We start from the raw sequence: 25,276 nt of genomic DNA, 5'->3' as shown, positions 1-25,276 counted from the left end.
GTCGTGCACGGAATTCCACCAACGATGAATTACAAAAGAGGAACTACAATGCGGCGTTTCATTCAAGGCTTGATGGCAGCTCTCTCCCTTCTAGGCATTTTGATGACCCACCTGGATGCACAAGCTCAAGCGGCACCGCAAATCATTTCGGTTGCCCATAGCAGCATGCCTGTGGGCGGGGGACAAATCATCAATGGAACCGGCTTCGGGAATGCTCAGGGCAACAGCACACTGACTCTGAATGGAACACAGATTGTTCCCTGGTATTGGACTGATTCGCAGTTGAATGTCACCATACCCACGACAACAACGCCTGGTCTGGCAACCCTTCAGGTCACGACGGCTGGAGGAGCGAGCAATAATTTTAACTTCACGGTCACCTCACCACCAACGATCAACAGCATCAGTCCAGCAAGCGGAACCGTCGGAACTCAGGTGACACTTACGGGAGCGAACTTCGGGGCAACGCAGGGCAGCAGCACGTTGAGCCTCGGCCCGGCGGCGACCATCACCACCTGGTCGGACACGCAGATCGTATTCAATGTCCCGCAAGGCGCCACTCCAGGGCAGCAGACGATTTGGCTTTTTGTGGACTCCGTTGCGGCAACTGAAAACTTTACCGTCAACTCGCAAGCATCTCCTACAATCACAACCATGTCGCCCGCAAGCGGTCCTACGGGAACACAGGTGACAATTATCGGCTCCGGATTTGGCTCAATCCAGGGTACCAACACGTTGACATTTAACGGTGTCACTGCAACGGTGGCAAGCTGGACAGACACAAGTATTAGTGCGTCAGTACCGCCCGGAGCCACATCGGGCAATGTGGTTGTGACGGTGGGCGGGCAGGCCAGCAACGGGCTTCCGTTCACAATTGGCGGTTTTTTGTCAGGAACTGTTTCTCCGACAGTCACATCGGTCACCCTAACCTCGCCTAATGCAATTGACTGGGCACATTGGGGTACATCGTCCGACTTTCCTCTAGTGACAAGTGTTGGATTTCTTTCGGATTTCAGTCTCATCGGGGCAACTACCCCAATTCAGTTCAGCGACGGCGAGATCGAATACAGCTGGACTGATGGCTTCCAACTCGGCGTGGCTAACCGCACGACGACCGGTGTATCGGTTACTGGCGCCGGCAACGGATTTCATCTCAGCATTCCTGCGGATGTGGTTCCTCAGACCTTGCTCCTTTACGTCGGAGATTGGGAAGCGCAAGGCCAACTCACCGCATCGCTGAGTGACAACAGCGCTCCATCCTTCGTTGACTCTTCGGTTGATATCGTGGCAGCGAATGGCGATCATCATACGAACGGCACGTACACGCTGACGTTCCAAGCTACCCAGCCAGGCCAAACTTTAAACATTGATTACATCTTGGAAACGGATCACGGTGCAGCCTCTGGGCTGGCAGGCTATGTGTCATTGCAATCCGCAGTTCTACTGCCTGCACAGGCATCAGTGGCTCTAACTTCTCCAACAAACGGGCAAACCCTCACTTCTCCTTCAGACGTGCCGGTGACTGTCAGCGCGTCTCAGATCGGCGGGGCCATCAGCTCCGTTTCGTTCCTCAGTGACGGTCAGGACGTTTTCGATGCGGCCACCACTCCCTACAACTTCACCCTCGCGAGCCCATCGCCAGGCGACCATCTACTAACGGCGACTGCAACCAACAGTCAGGGTCTGAGTACCACGTCGGCCCCGGTCTTGATAACTGAGGTCGGCACAGGTGGCTTCTTGACCGCTTCCGTCGATTCTCCCGCCAGTGTTGATCTGAGTGCAGGCGCATCCGATTGGGTGCATTGGGGAAGCTCAATTCCAGACCGTAAGGCAGGAATCAACCCGGAAATCAGTGACTTTAAGACACTGGCCGACGGTTCTGCCCACTCTATTGACGCGGCCAGCCTCGGCGGTGTCAATTACAGTTGGAGTTCCGGTGTTCCCACGGATTCCCAAATTGGAACCGCCACCCAGATGAAGATGCAGGCTTTTAAGAACGGATTTACCCTGACAATTCCTGCGGATACCACCCTTCGCACATTGAAGCTATATCTGGCGTCGGGATATGGGGAATCCACCTTGCGGGTCAGTTTGAGCGATGGCAGTGCTGCGCCTTTCGTGCAAGCCTTTTCAACCCCCAATAATTTCAGTGAAAAGGGGTACACCATCCAGTTCCAGGCCGCCTCTTCAGGTCAAAAAATTACACTTACCGATCAAGTAACGCGTGATGATGGCTTTGCCTATGTGGCGCTAGAATCCGTATCCGTCCTCGATCAGAATGCGCCGCACATAGATTCTGTCACTCCCATCACGGTTCCACCTGGCGGCCAGCCCATCACTTCCGCACCCGGTAGCCAAATCGTTGTGACTGGCACCAACTTCGGAGGCGCACAGGGCAATGCTGCGATTTCACTGAACGGCGTTGCCATGAACGTAATCTCCTGGAGCGACAGTTCCATCACGGCTGTCATTCCTCTGGTCCAAAGCGGGCCCGTTGTGGTCTCACGCGGCCTAGCGAATAGCAACGGCGTTGCTTTCGTGGTCATCTTGCCGCCCCCGCCGGTGATTTCATTCATCAGTCCCAGTGCCGGGGTCGCTGGTAGTGTTGTCACCATTTTCGGGTCGAATTTCGTCTCTTCGCAAAACAACAGCACAGTAACGTTCAATGGCCTCGCGGCCACTCCGAGTTTCTGGAGTGACACGCAGATCGTTGTTCCGGCTCCCGCAGGAGTGCATTCCGGTCCCGTAGTCGTTACAACCGCCAGCGGTCCGAGTAATGGAGTCCAATTCACATTTACCCCAGCCATTCGGTTCGCGGCCCAGGCGATCTATGTCACGCCAGACGAAACTAGTCTGGTGGTCGCAGCATCTGCCAAGCTCAGCGTATCAGACGCGGCGGGCAATGTCGTCACTGATGCAACCTGGAGCGTTGACGAGTCCACGATCGCTACAATCACTTCAGATACCACTCCGGGAGCAGCTATCCTTCAGGCACTGCAACCGGGCGAAGTGACCATTACCGCGACGTCTGCTCTGGGCACTGCTCAGGCAAAGGCGATGATCTATTTGCCTGGTAGCACGCCCGTGGGGACGCCCGCTTGGAGCTTTTATCCGCAGACACAAAATGGTGGTTTTGCCGATGGAATAAAGGCAAGACGGAATACCCCGGACGATCCTTATCTTTACTTCACATCATTCGAGACCGCCACGGCAATCGTGGATGCACTTGACGAAAGCGGCCACTCGAAGTGGAAAGTGACCCTCAATCCGCACCCAGGAAATGACTTTATCTTTCCCATTGTCTCCGCCGGCACTAACGACGGCGGCATTCTGACGATGATGGGTGAGTGCTGCGGCGACAACGACAATTTCAATACCTTGTATCGATATGGGCCCGATGGCAAGCCCAAGTGGACATACACAACACCAACTAATGTCACATTCGAGCCGACGATCGGACCCGACGGTACGATATACTTCTGGTCAGAGGGAGACGACACAAACAATCACGATTCTCCTCTCATCGCGCTCGACGATGGCACAGGTACAGAAAAGTTCAGGTATCGTGGCGGATTGCCCTCCTCGCGGAGCGTAATCTCTTCGGAGCAGCCAGACACCACGAACCCTGACGGCACCGCCGTCACCTCTACGAATCCGTGGCAGCCTTGTGCAGCTTATTTTTCCGCTGCGAGGCCAATCAATGTTCCGTTACCGGTGGGAGGTGCTGGCGAGAATTCAATTCAGCCTATTGTCGGAACAGATGGTAATTTATATGTCATGGAGACAGGAGAGAATGTCGCCTATAGCTACTCACACTGCGCGCTCACTAAAATTTTTGTCCCACCAGGAGCGCCGCCCGCAGATCCTGCTTACTTCGTGAGCGCCCTTGACGGTCAAATGCAGTACAGTGCAAGTGTGGGTATAGCCCAAATCACCCCCGCCGGCGCAGTACAACACCTCCCGGTGAATAGCGTATCCTGGAGCGGTGAAGCCACTTTAGGCGGCTTTGTCGGCGGTTGGGGTTTTGACAAGGGCGCGTCACAGCTGCCCCAGGCTTTCTTCAGAAGGATCGCTCCCGATAGCAACGGAGGGCTATTGCTTGCCTGGGGTGGGAGATCATCGACCGCGAATGATCCGCAGCAACTCGTTCTGTCTCGGCTTTTGGATGGCAGCCCGGTGTATACAGTGCCGCTACCGGCCGACGGCGAGATTTCAAGCAATGACCAAGGCACGGCTTTTATAACCAGCCGAGGGCTGAGCATTACAGCTGTGGATGTCGCAAGTGGTATCCCGAAGTGGAGCACGAGCAGCTTAGCTGCGCTTGCGGCGACAGACAACGGTGGCATCATTCATGTGAATGCACAAGGGACTCAGTTCGTAGATATGAATGGTACGCCATCACCAACAGTTGAGGGAGTGTACCCTGACTCGTATCTCGACCCGAGCTTGTTCCTAGTCGAGGGGGATTTTGGGTCCAGGCAGGTGGTCGATACCTCGCTGGCGGGCACATCCTTGGACGATGAAATCAGTGCAGGCTTTCCAGTCGATTTCGATGGAAATTCGGGCCAGCAAAAACAACCTGAATTCAAGCCCGTGCAGGCGGATGCTTGTTCGGGTTATGACGACAGCCTACAGCCCACCGCGTTGGTACTTCCGTTCGCAGCGACTGCCGGCGCGCAACGGACTACTCAGGAAAGGACTGATTCGCAGAAAGTCGTCAGGATGCACTATCCCGACTGGAAAAATATTGACCTGAAAAGCAACGATATCGCAGTTTTCACCATAACCCCGGATCATTTGACTGGTGTCGATACCGACGTCACGTTCGAATCCGTTGGTCTGCCCGAAATGACGACGTTTAAGCCGGACGGAACGATTGACGTTCCCTCTGCTCCTCGTTGGCTAAAGTTCATCAACCGTGTGACCCAGACGGAGGTTGGACGTGTCTTAGTAGATGTTAAGCAGAACAAAAAATTTGCCGTTGCGCCTTATAGCGTAAGCGAACTGAATGGCAAATTGAAGCCGACTAGCGTACCGACACAGGGAGTACTGCAAAATGAACTGACTCGCATCTTCCCCAAACAGACGGGGATTACTCTTACTGTATCTCCGATTAAGGCTATATCGGTGCACTACAACCTCAACGCAGCAGCCGGCAGTAAGGCTCTGACATTTCCTGATAGCGAACAGAAACAAGACGAAGAGCAGGAGATTGTAAAAGCCACAGTGGCAGACTTCGCGCTCAATCAACTCTTAGTTTTTTATGTGCACGCCTTTGATCAAACGCCTCCCACCCACCCGGATGGGTTCACCTTTCGTAATCCCAAACTGTCAGAATCTGGACATGCTACTATCAACGGGCCAACTCTGGTTCGCGATCCTGAAGTCAGTCAGGATCCGCATGTAATTTTTATTCACAATTCGAGGCAAAATGTTACGGCTCACGAACTGGGACATTACCTCGGCTCACCTGACATCGTAGATGCGGATAAGACGAATGAGTTGATGTTTGGACAAGCTGCGGCTGATCATCCCGATCCGTGCCGGATTCGTAAACGCGAATGGGACAGGATGAACCCGCCAGGAACTTCGCAATGAACAAGATTATTATTCTTTGGCTCGCATGTTACTTCTTTATCTGTAGCATGGCCGGCCAATCGCTTCAGTCTGACAACTACCAAGTTCTCGCGAGCAAGCTCGCAGGAGGAGATCGAAGCTCAATTTACGAAGCAGGCGGAACGGGTGATCAGCGGTTTATTCCAATCTTACAAGAAATCGTGCGCCGACAAGAGAACAAGGAAAAGCCACTCCCTGCTGACTATGAACTCAGGGGTTTAGATAAAGAATCTATTGCGGGCGCGGCCCGGTTGGCCTTGGCGAAATTGGGAGACAAGGAGCAACAGCAAAAGGTCTTTTGCGATGTTTACAGCAAGAACATCGATATTCATTTATATGCTACGGAGATTGAGTTGCCTTATATTGGGGGGTGGTTTCGGACCAATATCCTAGGTTCTGCTCTTTCGGAGCACCCGGAAAACCAAATAGGCTGGAGCCGGTCTGACGTCGTCTACCCCAATTTAAGGCGGTATGCTGTCTCAGAATTGCGCCGGCTTTTTCCTGATGGTCCGGCACCCAAGGAGCCCGAGGGTTTGTCGTTCGGCGGCCTGCTGACATACCAGGAAGATGCATCGAAATGGCAACAATGGATTGAGGATCACGAGCAGGAACTCATGAAACTTAAACCGGCGGGCAGTTATTCCTACCAGGACTGCCCTCCAGAACCTTTGTTGAGCGGAAAAGTCTTAGATAGCAATGGAAATCCGATCGCTAATGCGCGTTTCGAAGTGGAATGGGACACAGCCAGAGCGAAGCCCAATGAGGAGGGTGGTTTGCGCTTTACTCTGACAACCCATGACGAAGGAACCATTGCAGAGACCATCCCCCCCGGACCATACCGCGTCTGTGCCAAGGAGGTTGGGTATTTTCAAGAGTGCCAAAAGATACGGCTCGAGAGCGGCCGGGAGGCCGTGCTAAACATATCCCTAGCAAGGGATACCGAGTACAGCCGGGCTGCATTGCAGTTCTTACTTGATGCGAAGAGATTTGGGACCCAAGCCGAGCCCGCAAGAATCAAGAAGGCATTTTACGCGCTGTCCCGCGACAGTTCTTACGCCGGCGCGCTGGTTGGACTGCTCGATTTTGAAGGGGATGAATTAGGGACAAGGGAAATCCAGTATCCTGCCATAGGCGCACTAGCCGTCATAGGAAAGCCGGCGGTTTCATATCTGATCGGGACGGTCAAAGAAAGTGACAACGATTTGATTAGAATGAATGCGGCTCACGCGCTTGGCCTGATCCACAGGACTTGCGAAGAAGATGTAGTTGCCCAATTGGAGTCGGAAGCAGCCGCACCCAACATTACGAGTGAGCAGCAGGCCAGGCTGCGGGTGGCTCAAGACTACATCGCACATCTCCACCTTCCATGTATTCAGAGTGATTCAGAAGATAATTGAAAACCCGGAGTTACGGCACACAGCAGCGTCCGCTCCAATGCTGCCGGGCTTGAAGAGAGTTCGGTGAATGAGATTTGGGGTAACCAAATGGTGACAACTTTTCTACTCTTAGCTCTAATAACTTCCTCGCCGGAGATACGAAATGCGATTCCGACAGTTGATGCACAACATTCCCGCAGACCGCTGGCGAAGACATTGGCAGGACGAGGCAGCTTGCTCGCAGTTGGCCTCTCCAGTAACAAGCTGGAATTTCGTCCTGTCGGATTAATTTTCTCTGCTGAGGACAAGCTGAAATCCAGAACGGCGCGCGCGAAACTAGGAGACAAAGCGGAGCAGCAGCAGTTTGTCTGCGAGTTGCTTGGTGCGGACAAACAGAAGATGCAATCAATGGCACTGGAGGAATTGCCGAATATAGGCGGCTGGTATGCCATCCAGATGTATCGAGAGTTGCTGTCACCAGGAGCGCGTATTCGATACTATCGAGCAAAAACCAAGCCTGGCCAGGATTCCAAGCTCTTATCAGAACCGCGTATCTGGAGCTTGGCGCAGCTTCCAAAGGTCGTTCCGAATCCACCTCTGAACCTGGCAGATCCGAAGCTCGATAATCAGGAATTGCTCCGCCAAGTTCAATTATGGAAGGATTGGATCCATGCAAATGAACTGTCTTTGCGAAAGCTTGAGCCTACGGGAGAGGGGATAGATTTTTCGGGCAGATCATGCGAGGGAGCTAAGAGTATTCCTTTGCGGAACACCGAAGGCCAACGCTGACAGGATCAGTTGGCTTCGATCGAAGTTGCTACAAGATAAACCCAACATCGGGTGGGAGGAAACATTCCTCTGGGGTTGCCACTCAGGGGGTCCCATTCATCTCTGAATGAGAACCCCGACCAAAAGAGAACGCCCTTACCGACTGAAGCACCACTCTAAAAACTGCAAGTAGTTTGCTTTCATTCGATGTTGGCGATTTCGGGACCAGGAGGAGCGGAGGTTCAAATTTATTCTCCCGCACCATTCTTGATTTTCTTGCCCGCAGAAAAGTTTAAGTTGACGCAGCGTTTATTCCACCTACGCAAAGCTCTCCTCTTTAAAAACGCTCAAACGCCAAAACGACCCATCCATAACTCATGAGTTGGGTTAAACAAGAAGCGGTCGGCCAATACCGCTCCATGCGCTAGAACAACCCGGAGAACCGCGCCTCCAGGAACCCACCCAACTTGGCAGTGGCCTTAAACCGCGGAATCGGGTCTAGTTCCTGGAATGCCGAGGTGAACGCGTTTGACAAGCTCCACGTCGTTCGAGGTTCGAACTCCTGATGCTGGGGATTGAAATAGAGTTCGTGTACTCTTCGGGCGAGGTGTTTCGGGACGTCTAGATCGCCTTCGACGAAAGCCCGGTAGATCGTCAGCTTTGCAGTCTCTGCAGACAGCTGCAGCGCTCGCCAACGTTCGACCTGCTGCCGCATCGGATCGAAATTCCTCTGCATCCTGTCCACGCCAATGGAGAGCGCATCTTCGAGCGAGAAGCGCTTCGAGTGTTTCGCCAAGACGGGAGTGTAGTCACCTCGAAACACGAGGTTGTGGCAGACGAATACTCGCAATCCGACGGTGCATGCCAGCCGGAATCGCTTGTTGTTCGCGTTCCGAATCCCAATTGCAAATCGGCATCCCTCGAAACTGGTTTCCAGGTCGAGCACGCCGAACATCTCCATTGCACCGCTCGATACAGCAAACTCTTCGCCGACCACACCGATCTGGCGGTGGCTCAAGGTTTCGACTAGGCTCTGCACAACCGCGGCATGCGGGATTGGGATATGAGTTGCTGTTGCCGGCGGCGTTGGCAGATTAGCCAGTTCCGCCCGAGTGATTTTGCCCGTGCATGAAATAAGCGTGCTTGTTTCTAACATTTGATTCATTCTCCTTTCAAGTTAAGTTCACTGCCAACACAGACCTCGCACTTGATCACAGCCACGGCGCTCTCTCAGCCTCTCTGTGGAGGCTTCTATGACCACGATTCGAACTGCGTTCTACGCGCGCGTCTCCGGCGAACAACAGGCAGCCGCGCACACCATCGAAAGCCAGATTGCCGTACTCAGCGAGCGCGCTAGCAATGACGGCACACCCGTACCGCCGGAGCGGCGGTTTGTCGATGACGGGTATAGCGGCGCCACGCTTATTCGCCCAGCCTTGGATCGGTTGCGCGATCTTGTTAGCGTTGGCGCTATCGATCGGATCTATGTCCACTCACCAGACCGACTGGCACGCAACTACGCCTACCAGGTCCTGCTTCTCGACGAGTGGCAGCGGCGAGGGATCGAAGTCGTTTTTCTAAATCGGCCACTCGGCAAGAGCCCAGAAGATGATTTGCTGCTGCAGGTGCAAGGAATCGTCGCGGAATATGAGCGAGCCAAGATCATGGAGCGGAGTCGACGTGGCAAGAAGCACGCTGCGCAAGGAGGATCGGTCAACGTGATGTCCGGCGCTCCCTTCGGATACCGCTATGTGTCTGTTCAAGAGGGAGGTGGCCAAGCACGATTTGAGCCAGTTGACGGGCAGGCGCGGGTCGTCAAACAGATTTTCGCTTGGGTGGCTGAGGATCGTTGCAGTCTGTCAGAGGTTTGCCGTCGGCTTGAGAAAGCAGGTGAACTCACTGCTACCAGGAAGCCAATCTGGTCGAGACAGGCTGTGTGGCACGTTCTCCAGAACCCAGCTTATCGGGGACAGGCCGCATACGGGAAAACACACATGATGCCACGCGGAAAGCAGGCCCGTCCGCGAGCGGCGCGTGGGCGTCCATCGAAACCACACCGAAGCAACAGGCCAGTCGAAGCTGGCCCACAGGAGTGGGTGTATATTTCCGTTCCAGCCTTAGTCGACGCAGGGCTGTTTCGCGCTGCGCACGCCCAATTAGATGAGAATCGCAGCCGAGCGCGACAAGGACGACGCAGGCCAGGCTATCTCCTGCAGGGGCTTACCTGCTGCGCGTTGTGCGGATATGCATACTACGGCAAAACGATTCGCCAATTAGGCGCGGGGCGCCAGATGAAAGATTTCATTTATTACCGATGCAGCGGGTCCGACGGCTATCGATTTGGCGGCGAACCAATTTGCCGCAATAGGCAAGTCGAGGGCAAGTTCCTAGAAACAGCTGTGTGGCAGCAGGTCTGCGAACTGCTAACGAATCCTCGAAGATTAGAGCAAGAGTATAAAGGTCGTGACTCCGGCGCTCCCTTGGAACGCCTTGAGAGTCTCAAAGCACAGCGCCTCAAGCTGCAGCACGCCGTGGAGCGCTTGATCGACGGCTTCACCGCGGGGCTGATTGACAAGGAACAGTTCACACTACGGATGGATAGAACCAAGGAACGGATCACTGATCTGGATGCCAAAATCAAGGCTGATACAGGCGATGTCAGTCGTTTAGACAACCTCCGATGGGCCGTGCAACGCGTGCGCGATTTGTCGACTGCCATGGGTGCCGACCTCACCAACGCTGACTGGCATCGTAGACGAGAGATTATCCGGACCCTTATACAGCAAATCGACATAAACACAGAGATGATCAACGTCATTTTCCGCTTAACGCAGAATGATCGTGGGTTTGCTGATGACTCCATCGTGATCAGTGTGCCACGGCCTTAGCTGCGCTCTTGGGCTTCACATTTGTGATGGAGATGCGGGATAAATTTGCCCAGTGCCAGAGGCTGGATTTCGGTCTTGTGCCTGGTAACGACGAAGAGAACTGCTATCTCAGGCCTGACTATGCAACATTGTCACAGGTGTGAAATCGCCGCTGAATGCCATATTGGAGCAGACAAAGACCCGCAGGCCGGCGGTGAGTCCCAGACGAATCGATTTGTCGTGGGAGTTACGAATGCCGATGGAGAAACGGCATCCTTCCATTTGCGTTTCCAGATCAAGCACGCCAAACATCTTCATGCCATCGGGAGAGACAGCGTATTCCTCCTGGACAACTCCGATGTGGCGAAAGCTGAGGGTTTCAACCAGCGCCTCGACGATGGTGTGATGAGGCACGGGTTTGTGGGTTGAGGTTGCTTCAGGAACTGCAATCTGCGCCAACTCAGGCCGGCCAATTTTGGACAGCCCGCTGGCTACAAGGGTTCCACTCATGTTGGTGTTGTTCTCCTTTCTTAAAGAGGTGTTGTCGAACAGACCTGCTAATTCCAGTTGAACAATGAGGGTTGCTCTGGAACTGAGTTGGTGCGCGGACGGCGCCTGGAAGAACGTAGTGCGTCCGAGCTCTGCCCGAACACCAGCACCGGGCCGCTGGTGATTGCGGACTCGATCAGCTCTGTCGCTTGCGAGTCTTCGCTGGTAGGCATCAGCACGGAAGCATCCTCGGTTTCCATTGCGCTGTGCACTGCCGGAAACAGCTTCTGATGTTCTTCATTGAGCGAGCGCCAGACAGCGTCGGCAGTGTCTCCAATCCCGTTCTTCTCTACCAGTTCCCGCGCCATCGCGGAGAGCATGTCGTCGTCTTCATCCATGCTCTGCAGGCCCTCTCCAGCGAACTTGCCTTCCATGGTGAGTGCGACCAGCAGTTTCCTGCCCATTAAGCGCAGGCAAGACCCCTGCATCGTGCTCTCGTAGCACAGGAATTTCACCCGTACTGGCCGCGCTTGACCGATGCGCCACGATCTGCGGCTGGCCTGCCGGAGCGTGTGCAGTGAATAGCCGGACTCATAGAAGATGATGGTGGGAAAATCGAGCAGGTCCAGCCCGGTTTCAACCAGCTTGGGATGACCGATGACTACCTGCACACCTTCTTTGACTTGTTTGACATACCAGGCCTCGCGCTTTGACGTGTCGACACTTGCTTTTAGAACAGCGGTCCGAATGCCCTCGTTCTCTAAAATCTGTCGCAGGCGGGCGGTAACATCATGTTTCTGCGTGTAGACGGCAAAGACCTGGCAGCGGCGCCCCTCGGCCAGCTCCCGTTTGATCTCTTCCAGCAGCCGGCGTTCCTTTGCGTGAAGCCGGTCCTGGGGAAGATCGCGGGTGTGCGCAATCAGAAACTTGATCTTGCGCTGAAGCTGGGGATCGAATTCTGTCCCGTATAGAGAACCCAGGCCATACGGATGATCAGGGTACAAGAGCAAGGTGTGGAGCATGATGCTCAGAACGGAACGATTGCCGCGGTGCTCCTTCAATGCTGTCCGAATCGCGTCTTCCAGTTCGCCGTAGGCCGCTCGCATCAGCGGTTCCATAGGCACGCTGACACAAGTTTCCTCATAGGGCGGGAGTTCACCCGAGATGTCTTCAAGAAAGACGAAGGCACAGAGGTCCATCAGAAATTCGCCAAACAGAAGCGGTGAAGCTCCCGGCTTGCGCCGTACCATGGTGGTGGCCTTGGCCTTCGAGCAGGCGTTCTCAGCCGGCTCAATCTTCGTGATGGTTTCAAGGACTCCGTAGTCCTGCGCAAAAGCGCTGCGGCCCGCAGCGCCGAACTCGTAGCCGCGTTGCTTCATCTTGGCGGCTTCCAGACGAAACAGCGTGTTGAACAGATCGTCGGCGTAGCCGCCGAGCAGCGTGCCGGTGAGTCCTACGATCTTGTCCGTGCAGGCAGCGAGCGTCCCGAGAGCATTGCCTTGGGCTGTGTCGCCCGCGAGTTGGTGAATCTCATCGCAGATGGCGTAATCGAACCAGCCGGGCATATATCGCCCGATAAACTCAATAGGCGCCATGCGGTGGATCTTTTCCGGGTCGGCCTGCCACATCGGACTGTAGGCCTGCTTGCATGGTTTCTCGTCGCGAGCTTCGATGACTTCCGCAATCTTGGCCTTGCGAAAATCGGCAACCGTGAGACGGCCCCCATCAACAATTACTGGGCTGCCTGTATCGGAATTGACCACACAGCCGAGGCTGGGCCCTGAACGGGGGACCCTGTAGGCGTGCCGCCAGAAATAGCCGAGCTTGGCTCGTTCGCGCCCGACAATGAACAATGCTGGTCTGGAACAGATCGAGGCCCATCGTTTGCGCGAGCTTTTGTATTGCTTCTTCAACCGCATGTCGCTCAGCGTGGTCTGTAGGCCTTCTCGGACTATGCGGCCGCTCTTTAGACGGACTTCGTTAATGCCATGCGGTGTCTTGTCATCACCCCCATTGCGCAGATCGTCGATGAGAAATACCCGGATTCCGGGAATGGTGAGAAACGCCTCGCGCGCCCATTTTTCCACCAAGTGTGGCGGCACCATGGCCAAGGCCGTGTAGGGTTTGCCGGCACTATGGACGTGAACAGCAGCCAGCGACATCAACGTTTTACCGGTGCCGCATTCAGCCACAAACATCGCAGTTCTGGCCCGCTGCCAGCGTTTGACCACGCCCATGATGGCAACGTTCTGAGCCGGCTTGGGCTTGCGGAGCAGCCGCTCTAGCCGTGGCGAGACCGGGTCCTCGAATTGCTGCAGGGCTGGATATTCCTGAAGTATGCGTTCACCCAGAAGTGGGGCATAGGAACGCATGTAGTCGTAAATGGTTGACAGTTCAGCCATAGGAAGCCTTGGAAGAAATGTGATTGAAAGAGAAATTCAGAAATGATTAAGCGTGCGTTGGGGGCTAGACGAAGGAGAGCCTAGGCAGCCGGCTGTGCCAGGAAAGTCTTTTCCAAACTCAGGCCTGGCCAGTGTGTCGGCCCTGCCTCTTCCGGAAACCCTAATTGGCCGGTCTTTACTCCCCTTGCCAGCCATGACAGGAACTGCTGCTTGTTGCCCTTCACCAATACTGGATTACATCCCAGGCCCAGCAATGGTGTGATCGCCTGATGATTTTCCAGCTGCTCTACAAACCACTCGCCCCAATCCGGAATGCCGGGAAGACCATGTAATTGGGCGAGCGAGGCCCATATAAAGGATGGGCTGCCACCGGCGAGCAAGGTCCGCCCGGCATTGGCGCTCGAATTGGCGGCGAACTCCTCTGAAATACCAATGAGATGCCGGACCGGCTTCTTTCTATCTGCCAGCTGAAGGGCGCCGTTGTAACATTCGGCTTTCTTATCGAAACCCACTCGAATTGAAGCAAGGTTCGGGCCTTCAATCATGAACTTGTCGCCCAAGGAGATTGCCGCACCGATCGCTGCAACCTGGGTGTCTGTCCCGAAGACGGAGAGGAAGTGCGCTTTGGCCTGCCGCGGCGGATCGGGCAGCACCTCGCCAATAAAGCGGTCCAGGCGCACCTTGAAGTGGGTAGTGCTCTTTTCCGTCATCTTCATGTAGGTAAGCCAGCCAAAGCGAAGGTGAGCGTTCTTCATGATGGGTTCTGCTTTTCGTGAGTAAGGATTTGGGTCTTGCCGCAGCAAAAGATGAGCGTCAGTTCATGCGAGAAGCGCTCGCGATCGTGAATGAGAACGGTGCCGTCCGGCTCTTCTTCTTCCCAGTGGTCGGTAAACTTGACGGAACGCCAGTGCGCGATATGACGTTCTTCGCCTTCCCCAAATACTCCATTGAGCATACCTGCCGTGCAGAGCAGGCCGACATGGCCGCCATGAAGAGGAGTCAAAGGCCTGCCGCACACACTGCCTTGTTCGCGCAGCAGGATCCGGCTGGCCTGTCGGTAAGCCGCAGATGCGGGCAGAAGGTCTTCTACCTCATCGAGCGGAATACCGGTGTTCGTCAGAACGATGGGTTGAGAACCGGGCACCTCATATCGTCCATCGGGCTCATCGGTCAGCGCGCCGAGATCGTTCTTGGCCGACAGACCTTCGAGGTATCGGGACGCGTCAAGCAGCGCCGTATCGCTTGTGCGCTCATTGCGTTTACGGCGCACTCCCAGCACCGCAATTTGCCTATATTGGAGACAGGCCGGATCAGTAAGCCGGTAAATTCGGAGATTGGTAAAGTGCTCAGCCAACAGCCGTGCGCAGGGCTGCAACTGCGGTTGTGGAATCACAAAGACCAGCACTCCCGCAGGCTTCAGCCAACGGTAAGTATGTTCCAGAAACACCCTCTCCAGCCGCTGATTGCCGCTTGTGCCGGCCTCGAAGTCGTAAGGCGGGTTCAGGTAAAGCAGTGAAATGCTCTCCGCCGGACAGCGCACATCGAGCGCGTTTGCCTGAACGGTGCTGATTCCCAGGCCTTTGGCCTGTTCTGCGCGATGGGCGTCAATCTCAATTCCATACCGATGGGCCGAGACGCCTCCCAAGAGCGCGCAAAAGGCAACACCGTCGCCGATGCACGGATCAACTGCTGAGATCTGCTCCCTGAAGAGAAGACAATTCTTCAGGCGTCTGGCTTCGGCTACGGGCAAGGGGTAAAAGCCAAGTTTGATTTTTCCCTGGTTTCTCATATGACTCTTCGGGCAGGTTGTCCTGGATGAGACGGAACATTGGTGGTCTTGCTATGGCTGCTCGATCCTGCCTTCGTGAATGACTCGGCCAATTTCTCCTTCCGCCGCAAGAAGGGATTCCTGGGCATCGGAAAGCCGGTTCTGGATAAAAGCAACCGATACTGCCACTTGCGATCCGGCTTCGAGTTCATCAACATTGGTTGCGAAGCGCTTGGCGGCGGATTCCGCAAACCTCAGAGCATGATTGGTCTCGTTCAGAGCAAAATAGAGATCTTCACGTTTCACAGGTTCACCTTAGTGTTGTTCCACGCGTTTTCGTGGCGTTTTTGCGCGAACTGATTCTTCGCGGTCTTGCTGGAGATGAAGAGGTGAGAGGTCTAATTCTTCCAGTTCGGAAACGGCTGGCGGCTTGAATCCCTAAAGGCAGTGATCAAGTCGCGGAGTTTGAGTCGTTGCTGATGCAGCGTTTCCACAAGCTGCTGTAAGGCACTGAAGTCACGGCCGTACCATTCTGGCGGGATCGGATCGGCGCAGCGCCAGAGGTCGAGCGGTTCAGCCTGTTCGGCTTTCGTAAGAGCGGGCTCAAACGCGTCCCAGCCGGTCACGCCCGCATAGACACAGTTCCGGGAGTAGACGCCACGCAAAGGGCTGTCCGGAAAGTTCCATTCACCGGCATTGAAGCAATAACCCTGATCAATGAAGGTCGCGGTATAGAGGCGTTGCTTCGCTCTCTTGCTGAACACCACCTGTCGCCCATCGCAATTGGCTGTCCATTTATCCAGCACGAGTACACGCGCGAAGTCAGCGGCGTTTCTGACTCTGGTGAACATGCTTTCGGGAAGATAGTCAAAGAGCACGTCTTCCAGAGGATCGCATGGATACCGTGAACCAAGCTGGCGGCCACTGTTGCATTTGGCCCTCAGACCGGCGGTGTCGAAACACAGCTCAGGCGTGTGCTGGACCAGCCAATCCGACACTTCGATGACAGCCACTTCAGGCATCGGCAGGCCAAGCCAACGGCCTAGCCGCGATGCCAGCATCTCGTTGGCGAGTACGCGGACGTGCTGGGGGTTGTTGGAGAATTTGGTGACATAGAAGCCTCCATCGGAGGCGCGGAGAAGGTGCGATTGCGATCCTCCTCGCATTCTCTTAACGTGCTGTACGGCATCAAGGGGACATGACATAAGAAGGGACTTGCGGGCGCAGAGGTGTGGCGTCCGGGGTAGTGCGGGTGGGCGTAATGTTTCGAAGGATGGAAAGGACAGGGATTCGGGAGCGGATGTCTGTTAGAGTGGTGGCCGATCGAGAGATCGTGGCCAACCTGTCTTCATCTCACTCCTTGATCTAGTCGACGGCAATCGCCGATGCGCATAGCCGCCTATTTGGAATTACTCGGAAGCATCTCAATCGTCGATCTCCGGGCGATCTACTGTTCCGTTGAGGATAACTACATGCCCGGTTTCAGCAGTGTGTCTCGCCGCGGCCTGTACACTTTCCAGGCCCGGTGTCGTATCCCCGTGAATTGGGCCGCAGCAACTGCACTGAGCTTCTACCACTAGCCGAACATCACACTCGGAGAGATTCGCCAGGTTGGGGGAAATGCTTAAGGACATTCGGTGTTCCTTGGAATTCAGGATTTGACGATGCAAAGAACGCTGGAGACTTCACGGCACGCGCACAATTTGTACGCGATATTCAGCCGGCTCCTTCTGTTGGACACGCCACGTACCCTCGCGGAGCCAAATCAGCAGACGAAAGTCAAATCCAAGGCCCCGTGTCTCCATCATCACGTTCTTGGATAACAACCCGCAGGTCATGACGTCGTGCCGATGCACGAGGTCGTTGATGAACCAGTGATCGTCACGTGCCCATCGCCGCACTCCTGGCCCGTGCTGCAGGTCGTACATGTCGGTGTTGGCCGCTTGCCATTCCTGGAGTGGCCTGGTGTTCCTAACCAAACGAAACTCAACCGGAGGGATTACGAACTGGAAACAATCCAATTCGACGCGATCACCGAATTGCTTCCGAAAATCAAGGCTGATGGTGGCACCGTAAGGTGCACTTAATGAGCGCATCATGGTGCGCGTCAGTAGTCCTCTGGGTACATGATGGTGAAACCGTCACCGTCTGCGTCAATCCACAGCGAATGCGTCTGGGCGTTGATGATGACCTGGAATTCGGCAGGAAAATCGTTCTCTTTGATTCCTTTGCTCTTGAGGCCCCGCAGCTTGAGATACGCCATCCAGAGAACATCGTGAAGCCGGCCACGATAATCCTGGCCTAAGCTCTCTTTTGGAATGTCTTCCAGTACGTGGTGCACGTGATCGGTAATGACGGTGGGTAAGAGTAACCCGGTCTCTTTGGCCTGTTCAGTTACATCGACCAGGACACCGTCCTCAATGGCCTGAGCGCGCGTGTAGCGGGAAATAATCTGGTCATTTTCATTCATGTCAGTTTCGGGTCCTTGACCGTGTGGGAGATCATTTGAGAGGTGCAGGTGGCGGCATCGCATCGGGCCGATTAGAGAATCTTCACGGCTCCTGTTTGCCAGCTACTCTGACCTCAATTGCTCCTCCATCGCCACGACTTCATTGACCAAATCCGTAACCGGACAGTTCAATCCGAAGGAGAGCCGCACGATTTGTGTGACTGTTGCATTGCTGGCCTTGCCACGTTCAAGGCTGCTGAGGAAGCGTGCAGACAAGCCAGACGCGCCGCTCAATTGCGCCCGTGACATGTTCTGTTTTTCGCGCAGCCGCCGCACGACGATTCCCAACGCTCGCGGCAGCCGCGGGTATAAATCTTGTTTCAAGGTTTCTTTAAAAGCTGCATCAGCCTGTTCAAGAGACATGCCCTTCTCAATGCGAATGTCGCGCAAGGCGTCTCCCAAGGCTTTCAGGACGGCTTCATCACCAGGGTAACCAGGAGGGTCTTTCCTTCTTTTCATTTCGTCTTTCGGGCAAACGTCTCCCCTCCCGTCCTGTGAACCAAAAAGACCGGTGGAGAGAGAATGCAGGTTGTTTGTTGGAAAACGACCGCAAAGCGGCAAATGCGCGATGGGCTATGCGGTCAGGGAAGACAGACAGTTGAGACGGGAGAGTTGAGGAAGGTTGCTACTGGGTAGGCGAGACGGCTCTCGATTCGAGCGCCAGCACGATCTTGTGTAGGGTGTCCAGGCTCTCAACTCTGTCAAGGGAGTTCAGATTGAACGACCGCAGAATGGTAGCCAAAGGCTCAGGGCCTGTTCTGTCCAAAGCGGCTTCGAGTCTCTTCAGTCCCCGCTGCGCTGCCTGCATGTGGGTCAGTACCTTTTCGAGTACGACATTATCCGTGACATCGCTGGGTTTCCACGCCGTCGCTATCGTCTTCAGCAGGCCCCGATAAAGTCCCTTACCTAGCACGTCCGCCATTCCCTCGATCCGTTGAACGAGTTCACGCTGTTCGCCCTGGGTGGGGCCGTTTCGGTGGGTCTGGTTGCCCTTTTGTGCCATCGAGTGCTGTGGATTTGGTGTTTGACCGGGTCGCAAGCCCTGCCGCCAGCCTTCAGGAGTGGCCCAGCCGGCCAATTTCGGAATCGTTTTCGGCCGTTTGCGGTCATCTAGATCAACCCAAGTCCCGGTGAAATGGTAGAGGTACCGGCCAAGACCAAAACAGGCGCAGCTTCGCTTGAAGGCCTGGGCTTCCGCTGCGGTCCCAGCATTTTCATCATCGGCCCATTCTTCGCCCGTGGCCGAATGGGAGCCAATACCAAAGATGGTCAGATCGCAGGTGACAAACACCTTGGCAGTAGTCTTTTGGTCCTTGGCCCGTTGGAAGTTTGCGCTGGTGTGGACTGAGTACTTGCGCGTCCAGCCTGCGGGACTGAAGAGGGCGTTGAGACGGTCTGTGTAAGCCCTTTGATCAGCGTAAGGAATGACCTGCCCTCGTGACTGCCTGTTCCCTTTGGTGGTGTTGGTGACCCTCCATTCAATAACCCTTGGATCGAAAGGCACTTCCAGGAGAGCGACGAATTCTTTGATCTGCTCTGCTGTGTAATGAGTCGCAGTATTCCAAGCGGGCGACAGAACTGGCGCTATGGAATGCTGGTCCTGGCTCCCAGGCGAGCCGTTTGCGTGTCCATTTGGTGGACTCATAGGGCATCTCCAAAGAAGAATTTAGTGGGTTCAGAGTTCCTGGCTTACTCGCTTCTTTCCGGTAGAAGGTACTGAGAACAGGTAATCTGGTTGCCTGCATATCGAACCTCAACGATAGTGTTGGTGAGGTCTCGGGCAGCGATATGCTTGAGCGCCGCACTAAACAGCGCTCTCTGGTCAGCCGGTGGCACATTCGGGACAATAACGATCACTCCAGCATGAAGTGGCTCGTTGGCATGAAGTCGTAGAAAATCCACGCGATTGTTGGTCACAAACGTGTATTCCCGTTCACGGATGATGGCCATGAGCTGCCAGTCTTTGTACCCACCCAGCGCCAGATAATTGACATGATCCGCCGCGTGCCCTGCTGCGTGCGCCAGTTCAACCAAGGACGTGTGCAGGCATTCATCGAAGAGGAGCTTCATTGTCGAACGACAAGGTTGCGGATCTCACGCGTCACACGTACGGGTCTTCTCTTGGCCCAGGGGCGACTAGCTGGACGGCCGCGGCGCGGGAAGGCTTGCACGTAGAGAGGGGCGAGTTCGACCTTCTCTAGGTCTAACGCTGGATAACCTTCCAGAATTTCGTCAATTTTGGCGCCCTGTCGGACCATATTAGCAATGAGTTCGATAGGGATACGGGTTCCCCGATAGACGGGAGTTCCATGCATGACCTCGGGGTCGGAAACCGCCATCTCCGCCGCCCGTTCAAGTCTTTTCAGGTCTGCATCGAGCTCTTGTCGCACTGATTTCACTTGAATTACAAGAGCGGATCCGCCGCCGGGAACCACAATGTCTTTTCCAGGAAAAGCCTCGATTTGCTTTGCGATAGCTCTGCGCGCGGATACCGGTAGGAGGCGCACACCCTCAGCCTCGAGACGCAAATAGAGCACTTGCTGCCAGTTAAGCATTCTTTGAACAGAACGCCCTGTGCGAAGGCGTCGCGGCCTAATGAGGCGGCGCTCTATGACTTTGTGGACCGCTGGAAGGGGGAGATTTGCCAGTACCGAAGCTTGCGCCGGGGTGTATTCTCGGGTTTCCATAAGATTAATTATACCCCGTACGGGGCAGAATTATGCAGAAATTTGCGAAGTTCCCGCGAGCACACGCCGTGCCCACCCAAAACTTCGAACAGGTCTTCACGTTTCACGAAGCATCGACCGGCATCTTTGATCGAGCAAGCGCGCCAATACTTCTGCATCATTGGCGGCATCAACAGGATCGCGGCCCAATGCAGAGCGGAGCGCCGCTTTCAACCAGAATGACGCCGACGGATCGCGCAGAACCTCTTCAATTGTTGGCAGTTCATGTTCTTGCTGCTCGCCTGTCATAGCGGTTGCTCTCCGTCGACTTGTCTGGTTGAACTAGCAACGTGGGCGTGACGACACCCGACACAACAGGCGCCAGCAGTGACGCGCAGAACTGCATCATGGAGGCAGTCAGGCGGTAGCACCTGCTCACCACTTTTGCTGTAAAAGGTGGGAGCAACCATGTTCTGCAGGCGACTGTCTTTGCCCCATAACTCCCATTCGAGCCGGCCATGTGCGCTGTGGAACATCACTGAATTCGAGAGCGCCGGCCGAACTTTGCCTTCCTTTGAAACCAAGGTGTGCTGAGTCAACAGCAGTTCGCAGTGGTGGTCGGAACGGAAGATCTGGATCCTGACGAATTCCGCGGAGAGGATGGCTGCATGAAAGCCATTGACCCCCACTGTGGCGACTGATTGAACCGTAGTCAGCGGACCGCCGCGAACATCTGCGAAGGCACAGTACATGCCCAATTGTGGAACAGCGCCACCAGATTCAATGCCTCGGATAACATAGCATCGTGCCTGCTGCTGGAACTCAATTGAGATCGAAGGCTCACAGCAAATTCCAGCCCGTCGCAGTCCTTTGAGGGCTATCGGGGGCAGCCGCAAGCCGCGAAGAGCAAGCACCTCAACTTTGCTCAGCCCCTTCATCGGCTTGCCCCGGTGCCATACCGAATTGGCGAGCCAAGTGCTGCACGAATCTCCGCTTTGCCACAGCCTGCCCAACATTTGTACTTTCGCGGGTCGGCGATACAGATGGCCAGGTTATCGCCCGTCCTATCTCGTCCCTGTCGGGCACAGGATGGACAGCGCGTGAAGTAATTCCTACCAATCCTGCGCTTTCTTCCGGTTATATGTTCCAGGATCAAAAACTCTTTTCGATTGTTCCCGGTCAACGTCTGTGGCCGCGCGAATTGCTTGCGCGCCGGTTCAGGCTCGGGCGGTATTTCAATGCCGGCCACGAACTGGCGCATCTCGTCCTCGGTGATGCGCGTTACACGAGTGAGATAAGACATCTGCGCGCTCAGCGTGTAATCGGCGCCGTAAAACCAGAACCGCTTGCCTACGCCCCGGTGAATCCCGAGAGGCCCACGAATCGCGTTGCCGAATTCATCGGCATGCACTTCATCTTGTTTGGGGAAAACCTCGATTCCGTCAGCCAAGGGGCCGCATGCATCTGCAGAAGTCTGGTCTCGGCGGGCGCCTTTGACCGGCACTTTCAGGCGTCGCGCCAGGCTGTGAATATATAACCTGCAATCACGGGCGAGCAGCGGCTGGGCTGCAAAGACCCAGAGATGTCCGCCGCGGCGAGACTTCTCCAAAGCTGCTTCAACTCCATCCTGCCGTAGCTCCCATTGCAACTTCAGCAGGTCTTCCAAAGCGTCTGGATAATCGGCATCGATCGCGACCCACTTGCAACGCTGAGTGGCAGGGTTGATGGCATAAAGGCCAATGGTGACTTGTCCTTCGAGATGTCGCCGGACGGTATCTCGGGACAAAGAAAGCCGGCCTTTCGGCCGGTAATAGTGACAGCGGCGAGTCCCGGAATCCGGAGTGGAAGACTGGACTGTGTAGGCTCCGCGGTTAACGAACAGCTCAAAATATCGAGCTACGGTCTCATCGGAAGCCAAGAGTCGGGATTGCATAGTTCACCTTCCAGGATGTTGGTACCCCGGTTCCGAGACTCGGTCAAATTTCCTCTGATTTGCCTTGACGGGTGTGACTAGGCGTTTCCGGCAGTTTGGAATGGGACTTGCAATAGTGCCGGTTGCTCGGCGTATCGAAGCAGGTTGTATTCGGGCAGAAGTTCGGAGAACTCGTCCACCGTAAGGTCATCTTCTGCGCCTTCGAACGAGAGCAAGAAGAACTCCTGGCGCAGGCGGTCATAGACGTAAATTGCCCCGGAAGCCGGGTTCTCGGGGGCCATTTGCAGCAACAGGATTGCCTTTGGCATCTGGATCCAACGGGCAGCTACTGCATCACCAATGTGGAGAAATTCGTTGATTACGCGTTCGACATGAGGCTCAGGATTGCCTACTGCCATGTCTTTCACGCTGAATAGACGGTGGGGGGTTATGGTTCCTCTGCTAAACGACATCGGTCTCCTTTCTTGCTAAGTTCATCGAGAAATTGACGTTTGGGTCGGATAAGCGCCACGGGCTCGCAATCAAGCATGTTCCGGAAGAGCCGCTGGCGCAAAATAGCGCTTTAGCTGGCCTGTTCACGCCTGTACAATTGTTGTTTTCTTTTGACCGTACAACCACAGGAACAAGGCTATGGCCCTGGTTCTTTGCACTGGTCCAGATCCCGTATTGCTCGAAACTCGCCGGCTGATTCTCCAGCAAGCTGGTCACACTGTGGTTTCTGCCTTAAACATTGAGCAGGTGATTCTTGCGTGCAAACAACATGTGTTCGATGTTGCAGTCATAGGTCAGTCCGTTTCACCAGAGAGCAAGAAGGTGATTGCGTCCACTGTTCGAAGGAACTGTCCTTCCGCCAAGATTCTCGAGCTGCACCAAGCGCATCATGGAAGAACACTTGCAGATGCAGATTCATGGTTGGAAGTCCCTGCAGATGTGCCGCAGCAGTTGGCGGAGCGCATTGCGGAGATGGGCATCAAGAAAACAGGGGAACAGACTCGCACGTAAGCGTCGGGGATTCTGGCAACGACGCAAGTCACCCAACGGTTGAGAATGCCGTTTTCACGCTCAAAAGAACATATTTCAGGGGATAGTCAGCTGCAACCTGCTGACCCAGAGAGGGTTCGAGGCGTACCGAGAGGGCAAAGCGAGGGCAAGAACAGCTCATATGCAGGTGAAAACTAAGGCATCAGTGGGCAAAGCTCACACGTTCATCGAAGCACCTGTATATAAAGGATGCGAGTAATGCAGAAATTCTTCAAGCGTGACCATAGCTCGATTGTTGTCTGTTGTGACCAACGCTTGCAACAGCTGCTGGCGGAACGATCTTGAGGTCAGGAAACCCAGACGCGTGGAGACTGGAGTCAGATGATACAAGAGTGCCATCAAGAGGTCTGGATCCACCGTCAGGTACAAAACGGAACCCACCTTGCGTTCAGCTTCCAGAGCCGCTCGAACTCTTTCATACTGTTTCGTGTTCTTCAGGGAATGCTCGTATTCCAGGGCGAATTCGCGCACCTCATCGCCCAACCAGACTTTCACAATAGCGTCGTAATCCTTCTGATAGGGAGCCGGCGAAACCATATTCCATGAGCTGATTTCGATTTCAGATTGCCAGCTAACCAGCAACGCGCTGCGCACGAGTGATAACCGAATTGCGTTCAGCTCCAGAGCGTGAAATACCTGTGCCCGATCCGGCATCTGGCGCGTTCCCGAATGTAGTGCTATCGCAAATTCGTGTTGGCTTTCGAGTTCGATGAGCCCATTTTGATTAATCGTATAAACGGAATACCCGTCACAGAGCACATCTTTCACGCGCTCAATTCGGCCGGCCTTAAGCAGGCGCCGCACGCGCCAATTGAAACTACCACGCGATGATTCGACTGCGTCGTGCTGTAACAGCTCGAACAACTGCTGGTGGCCGATGAAGCGACAATTCCGCACCAATTTGAGCAGGGGAATGTCTCCCGCGCGAGTAACAACGACGCTGCCTTTGGGGTACCGCATTAGCTTGAAATCTTTCCTCCAAGCTGCGCCAACATCGCTCGTTCACCAGAACCTCTGTCGGCGCTTAACTGCCAAAAGCCGGTGTTGGTCTGTAGCCAGTCGCCGGGTTTCATCAGCAACATGGCCTCTTGTTTATCGCGCAAGTGGCTCGCTGCGATGACCTGGCTGAAGACCGATTTCCAGACACCGGAAGTGAAGTCGACCTGCCCATGTACATCACTGGAAATGACAACCAGATAACAATCGGGAGCGGCAGATTTTGGCGCCCTGCTTTGAAAAAGGAGGCGGTTACCACCAAACGCCTGGGTAAGATCAGAGCAGACAAAAGTACGTCCGACGGCGCGATCTGGCAGGTTCGGATTGAAGTCGCCGACGCCGTTAAAGCGGATCAATCCTGAGATAATCCAGTGACGCCTGACTTTGCTGCCGCAACGCACTCCGGTCGAGTTGTAGTAGGCAGCGTGGCGCGTAAAACGGTGGGGATCGTCAACGTTACGTCCGAACCGAGCCCACCAATTAGTGCCGAAACTGAGCACCTGGACCAGCATCTCCGACCCGCTCCATAAGTCTCTGATTGATTTCCTTCAGCCGTGCGGTGCGCTCCGGGACCGGCAGTTTGTGCACCTCGCTGATGGCGTTAACAACTTCGGGGCCTAATTTCTCGTTGCGTTCCTGAAAGTACCGCCAGAGGTCGGCAAACCGGGCGAGCTCTTTGATAAGTTCACGCTCTTCGGGCGGTTTCGATTCGACCAGTTTGTCCCACTCATTTCGATCTTCGATTGGCGCAAGATCGCCGCCTTTCTCGAAGCGTTTGAACAGCCGTGCCATCTCCTGGAGCAGTTCTTTCTGCGGGGTATCGTCTGCCATTTTGTCCGGCTCCT

24 protein-coding genes are annotated in these 25,276 nt (G+C 54.9%); 5 read left to right on the top strand and 19 right to left on the bottom strand.

Going from position 1 to position 25,276, the window contains the following annotated elements; translation table 11 throughout:
* Positions 1-48 precede the first annotated feature (48 nt).
* The 3 genes from LAO76_00930 to LAO76_00920 all read left to right on the top strand — a co-directional run bounded on the left by LAO76_00930 (position 49) and on the right by LAO76_00920 (position 7,781).
* Complete coding sequence (locus tag LAO76_00930) at positions 49-5,598, top strand: IPT/TIG domain-containing protein (protein ID MBZ5489478.1); 5,550 nt, start codon at positions 49-51, stop codon at positions 5,596-5,598.
* Positions 5,595-7,013 carry a carboxypeptidase-like regulatory domain-containing protein gene (locus LAO76_00925; protein MBZ5489477.1) on the top strand — a complete coding sequence of 473 codons (1,419 nt, stop codon included), beginning with the start codon at positions 5,595-5,597 and terminating at the stop codon, positions 7,011-7,013. Before LAO76_00930 ends, LAO76_00925 begins: the two co-directional genes overlap by 4 nt.
* Before the next feature lie 63 nt (positions 7,014-7,076).
* Positions 7,077-7,781: a hypothetical protein gene (locus LAO76_00920; GenBank protein MBZ5489476.1), complete on the top strand. Its 705-nt coding sequence runs from the start codon at positions 7,077-7,079 to the stop codon at positions 7,779-7,781.
* Positions 7,782-8,184: 403 nt separating this feature from the next.
* Here LAO76_00920 and LAO76_00915 read toward each other — a convergent pair whose 3' ends face one another.
* The gene (locus LAO76_00915) at positions 8,185-8,916 is read right to left on the bottom strand and encodes a hypothetical protein (GenBank protein MBZ5489475.1); all 732 of its coding nucleotides are present in this window, start codon (positions 8,914-8,916) and stop codon (positions 8,185-8,187) included.
* A 97-nt stretch (positions 8,917-9,013) separates the two neighbouring features.
* Here LAO76_00915 and LAO76_00910 point away from each other — a divergent pair, with 97 nt between their 5' ends.
* Positions 9,014-10,648 carry a recombinase family protein gene (locus LAO76_00910; protein ID MBZ5489474.1) on the top strand — a complete coding sequence of 545 codons (1,635 nt, stop codon included), beginning with the start codon at positions 9,014-9,016 and terminating at the stop codon, positions 10,646-10,648.
* A 108-nt stretch (positions 10,649-10,756) separates the two neighbouring features.
* Here LAO76_00910 and LAO76_00905 read toward each other — a convergent pair whose 3' ends face one another.
* The 15 genes from LAO76_00905 to LAO76_00835 form a co-directional block, all read right to left on the bottom strand.
* Entirely contained in the window at positions 10,757-11,137 is a 381-nt protein-coding gene (locus LAO76_00905) for a hypothetical protein (protein MBZ5489473.1), read from the bottom strand.
* A gap of 47 nt (positions 11,138-11,184) precedes the next feature.
* On the bottom strand, positions 11,185-13,518 hold the full coding sequence (locus tag LAO76_00900) for a hypothetical protein (GenBank protein MBZ5489472.1): 2,334 nt from the start codon (positions 13,516-13,518) through the stop codon (positions 11,185-11,187).
* 80 nt (positions 13,519-13,598) lie between these two features.
* Positions 13,599-14,273, bottom strand: coding sequence for a hypothetical protein (locus LAO76_00895; protein ID MBZ5489471.1), 675 nt, complete (start codon positions 14,271-14,273; stop codon positions 13,599-13,601).
* Positions 14,270-15,307 carry a DUF6094 domain-containing protein gene (locus LAO76_00890; GenBank protein MBZ5489470.1) on the bottom strand — a complete coding sequence of 346 codons (1,038 nt, stop codon included), beginning with the start codon at positions 15,305-15,307 and terminating at the stop codon, positions 14,270-14,272. Before LAO76_00890 ends, LAO76_00895 begins: the two co-directional genes overlap by 4 nt.
* Positions 15,308-15,358: 51 nt before the next feature.
* Positions 15,359-15,592 (bottom strand): hypothetical protein, encoded by a 234-nt coding sequence (locus LAO76_00885; protein ID MBZ5489469.1) that lies wholly within the window; start codon positions 15,590-15,592, stop codon positions 15,359-15,361.
* Positions 15,593-15,684: 92 nt separating this feature from the next.
* Positions 15,685-16,491: a phosphatidylinositol kinase gene (locus LAO76_00880; GenBank protein MBZ5489468.1), complete on the bottom strand. Its 807-nt coding sequence runs from the start codon at positions 16,489-16,491 to the stop codon at positions 15,685-15,687.
* Between the two features lie 480 nt (positions 16,492-16,971).
* On the bottom strand, positions 16,972-17,265 hold the full coding sequence (locus LAO76_00875) for a hypothetical protein (GenBank protein ID MBZ5489467.1): 294 nt from the start codon (positions 17,263-17,265) through the stop codon (positions 16,972-16,974).
* Positions 17,266-17,393: 128 nt separating this feature from the next.
* Positions 17,394-17,756, bottom strand: a complete 363-nt coding sequence (locus LAO76_00870; GenBank protein ID MBZ5489466.1) for a hypothetical protein — start codon at positions 17,754-17,756, stop codon at positions 17,394-17,396.
* 102 nt (positions 17,757-17,858) lie between these two features.
* Positions 17,859-18,254 carry a helix-turn-helix domain-containing protein gene (locus LAO76_00865; protein ID MBZ5489465.1) on the bottom strand — a complete coding sequence of 132 codons (396 nt, stop codon included), beginning with the start codon at positions 18,252-18,254 and terminating at the stop codon, positions 17,859-17,861.
* A gap of 166 nt (positions 18,255-18,420) precedes the next feature.
* On the bottom strand, positions 18,421-19,440 hold the full coding sequence (locus LAO76_00860) for a hypothetical protein (protein MBZ5489464.1): 1,020 nt from the start codon (positions 19,438-19,440) through the stop codon (positions 18,421-18,423).
* Positions 19,441-19,484: 44 nt separating this feature from the next.
* Positions 19,485-19,865, bottom strand: coding sequence for a DUF5615 family PIN-like protein (locus tag LAO76_00855; GenBank protein ID MBZ5489463.1), 381 nt, complete (start codon positions 19,863-19,865; stop codon positions 19,485-19,487).
* Complete coding sequence (locus LAO76_00850) at positions 19,862-20,350, bottom strand: DUF433 domain-containing protein (GenBank protein ID MBZ5489462.1); 489 nt, start codon at positions 20,348-20,350, stop codon at positions 19,862-19,864. Before LAO76_00850 ends, LAO76_00855 begins: the two co-directional genes overlap by 4 nt.
* A gap of 228 nt (positions 20,351-20,578) precedes the next feature.
* On the bottom strand, positions 20,579-20,770 hold the full coding sequence (locus LAO76_00845) for a hypothetical protein (GenBank protein ID MBZ5489461.1): 192 nt from the start codon (positions 20,768-20,770) through the stop codon (positions 20,579-20,581).
* A gap of 625 nt (positions 20,771-21,395) precedes the next feature.
* Positions 21,396-22,394 (bottom strand): hypothetical protein, encoded by a 999-nt coding sequence (locus tag LAO76_00840; protein ID MBZ5489460.1) that lies wholly within the window; start codon positions 22,392-22,394, stop codon positions 21,396-21,398.
* A gap of 77 nt (positions 22,395-22,471) precedes the next feature.
* Positions 22,472-22,846, bottom strand: a complete 375-nt coding sequence (locus tag LAO76_00835) for a hypothetical protein (protein ID MBZ5489459.1) — start codon at positions 22,844-22,846, stop codon at positions 22,472-22,474.
* 178 nt (positions 22,847-23,024) lie between these two features.
* Here LAO76_00835 and LAO76_00830 point away from each other — a divergent pair, with 178 nt between their 5' ends.
* A complete protein-coding gene (locus LAO76_00830) occupies positions 23,025-23,396 on the top strand; it encodes a hypothetical protein (protein MBZ5489458.1) in 372 nt (123 codons plus the stop codon).
* A gap of 195 nt (positions 23,397-23,591) precedes the next feature.
* Here the strand turns inward: LAO76_00830 and LAO76_00825 are convergent, their stop codons facing one another.
* The 3 genes from LAO76_00825 to LAO76_00815 are packed head-to-tail and all read right to left on the bottom strand — an operon-like array spanning position 23,592 to position 25,262.
* Positions 23,592-24,395: a hypothetical protein gene (locus LAO76_00825; protein MBZ5489457.1), complete on the bottom strand. Its 804-nt coding sequence runs from the start codon at positions 24,393-24,395 to the stop codon at positions 23,592-23,594.
* Positions 24,395-24,943: a hypothetical protein gene (locus tag LAO76_00820; GenBank protein ID MBZ5489456.1), complete on the bottom strand. Its 549-nt coding sequence runs from the start codon at positions 24,941-24,943 to the stop codon at positions 24,395-24,397. Before LAO76_00820 ends, LAO76_00825 begins: the two co-directional genes overlap by 1 nt.
* Complete coding sequence (locus LAO76_00815; protein ID MBZ5489455.1) at positions 24,912-25,262, bottom strand: hypothetical protein; 351 nt, start codon at positions 25,260-25,262, stop codon at positions 24,912-24,914. Before LAO76_00815 ends, LAO76_00820 begins: the two co-directional genes overlap by 32 nt.
* Positions 25,263-25,276: the final 14 nt, after the last annotated feature.

Source organism: Terriglobia bacterium, assembly GCA_020072645.1.
In the GTDB taxonomy this organism is placed as follows: Bacteria; Acidobacteriota; Terriglobia; order Terriglobales; family Acidobacteriaceae; genus Angelobacter.
Note: the sequence above shows the minus strand (reverse complement) of the source record. Positions and strands in the feature narration are given on the sequence as shown.

Bases quoted from the DNA above. Each gene is read 5' to 3' on its own strand.
- LAO76_00850 (MBZ5489462.1), bottom strand. From the start codon at position 20,350: ATGCTTAACTGGCAGCAAGTGCTCTATTTGCGTCTCGAGGCTGAGGGT.
- LAO76_00815 (MBZ5489455.1), bottom strand. From the start codon at position 25,262: ATGGCAGACGATACCCCGCAGAAAGAACTGCTCCAGGAGATGGCACGG.
- LAO76_00905 (MBZ5489473.1), bottom strand. From the start codon at position 11,137: ATGAGTGGAACCCTTGTAGCCAGCGGGCTGTCCAAAATTGGCCGGCCT.
- LAO76_00895 (MBZ5489471.1), bottom strand. From the start codon at position 14,273: ATGAAGAACGCTCACCTTCGCTTTGGCTGGCTTACCTACATGAAGATG.
- LAO76_00820 (MBZ5489456.1), bottom strand. From the start codon at position 24,943: ATGCTGGTCCAGGTGCTCAGTTTCGGCACTAATTGGTGGGCTCGGTTC.
- LAO76_00900 (MBZ5489472.1), bottom strand. From the start codon at position 13,518: ATGGCTGAACTGTCAACCATTTACGACTACATGCGTTCCTATGCCCCA.
- LAO76_00865 (MBZ5489465.1), bottom strand. From the start codon at position 18,254: ATGAAAAGAAGGAAAGACCCTCCTGGTTACCCTGGTGATGAAGCCGTC.
- LAO76_00910 (MBZ5489474.1), top strand. From the start codon at position 9,014: ATGACCACGATTCGAACTGCGTTCTACGCGCGCGTCTCCGGCGAACAA.
- LAO76_00825 (MBZ5489457.1), bottom strand. From the start codon at position 24,395: ATGCGGTACCCCAAAGGCAGCGTCGTTGTTACTCGCGCGGGAGACATT.
- LAO76_00855 (MBZ5489463.1), bottom strand. From the start codon at position 19,865: ATGAAGCTCCTCTTCGATGAATGCCTGCACACGTCCTTGGTTGAACTG.
- LAO76_00835 (MBZ5489459.1), bottom strand. From the start codon at position 22,846: ATGTCGTTTAGCAGAGGAACCATAACCCCCCACCGTCTATTCAGCGTG.
- LAO76_00845 (MBZ5489461.1), bottom strand. From the start codon at position 20,770: ATGACAGGCGAGCAGCAAGAACATGAACTGCCAACAATTGAAGAGGTT.
- LAO76_00880 (MBZ5489468.1), bottom strand. From the start codon at position 16,491: ATGTCATGTCCCCTTGATGCCGTACAGCACGTTAAGAGAATGCGAGGA.
- LAO76_00830 (MBZ5489458.1), top strand. From the start codon at position 23,025: ATGGCCCTGGTTCTTTGCACTGGTCCAGATCCCGTATTGCTCGAAACT.
- LAO76_00930 (MBZ5489478.1), top strand. From the start codon at position 49: ATGCGGCGTTTCATTCAAGGCTTGATGGCAGCTCTCTCCCTTCTAGGC.
- LAO76_00860 (MBZ5489464.1), bottom strand. From the start codon at position 19,440: ATGAGTCCACCAAATGGACACGCAAACGGCTCGCCTGGGAGCCAGGAC.
- LAO76_00890 (MBZ5489470.1), bottom strand. From the start codon at position 15,307: ATGAGAAACCAGGGAAAAATCAAACTTGGCTTTTACCCCTTGCCCGTA.
- LAO76_00840 (MBZ5489460.1), bottom strand. From the start codon at position 22,394: ATGCAATCCCGACTCTTGGCTTCCGATGAGACCGTAGCTCGATATTTT.
- LAO76_00870 (MBZ5489466.1), bottom strand. From the start codon at position 17,756: ATGAATGAAAATGACCAGATTATTTCCCGCTACACGCGCGCTCAGGCC.
- LAO76_00925 (MBZ5489477.1), top strand. From the start codon at position 5,595: ATGAACAAGATTATTATTCTTTGGCTCGCATGTTACTTCTTTATCTGT.
- LAO76_00915 (MBZ5489475.1), bottom strand. From the start codon at position 8,916: ATGTTAGAAACAAGCACGCTTATTTCATGCACGGGCAAAATCACTCGG.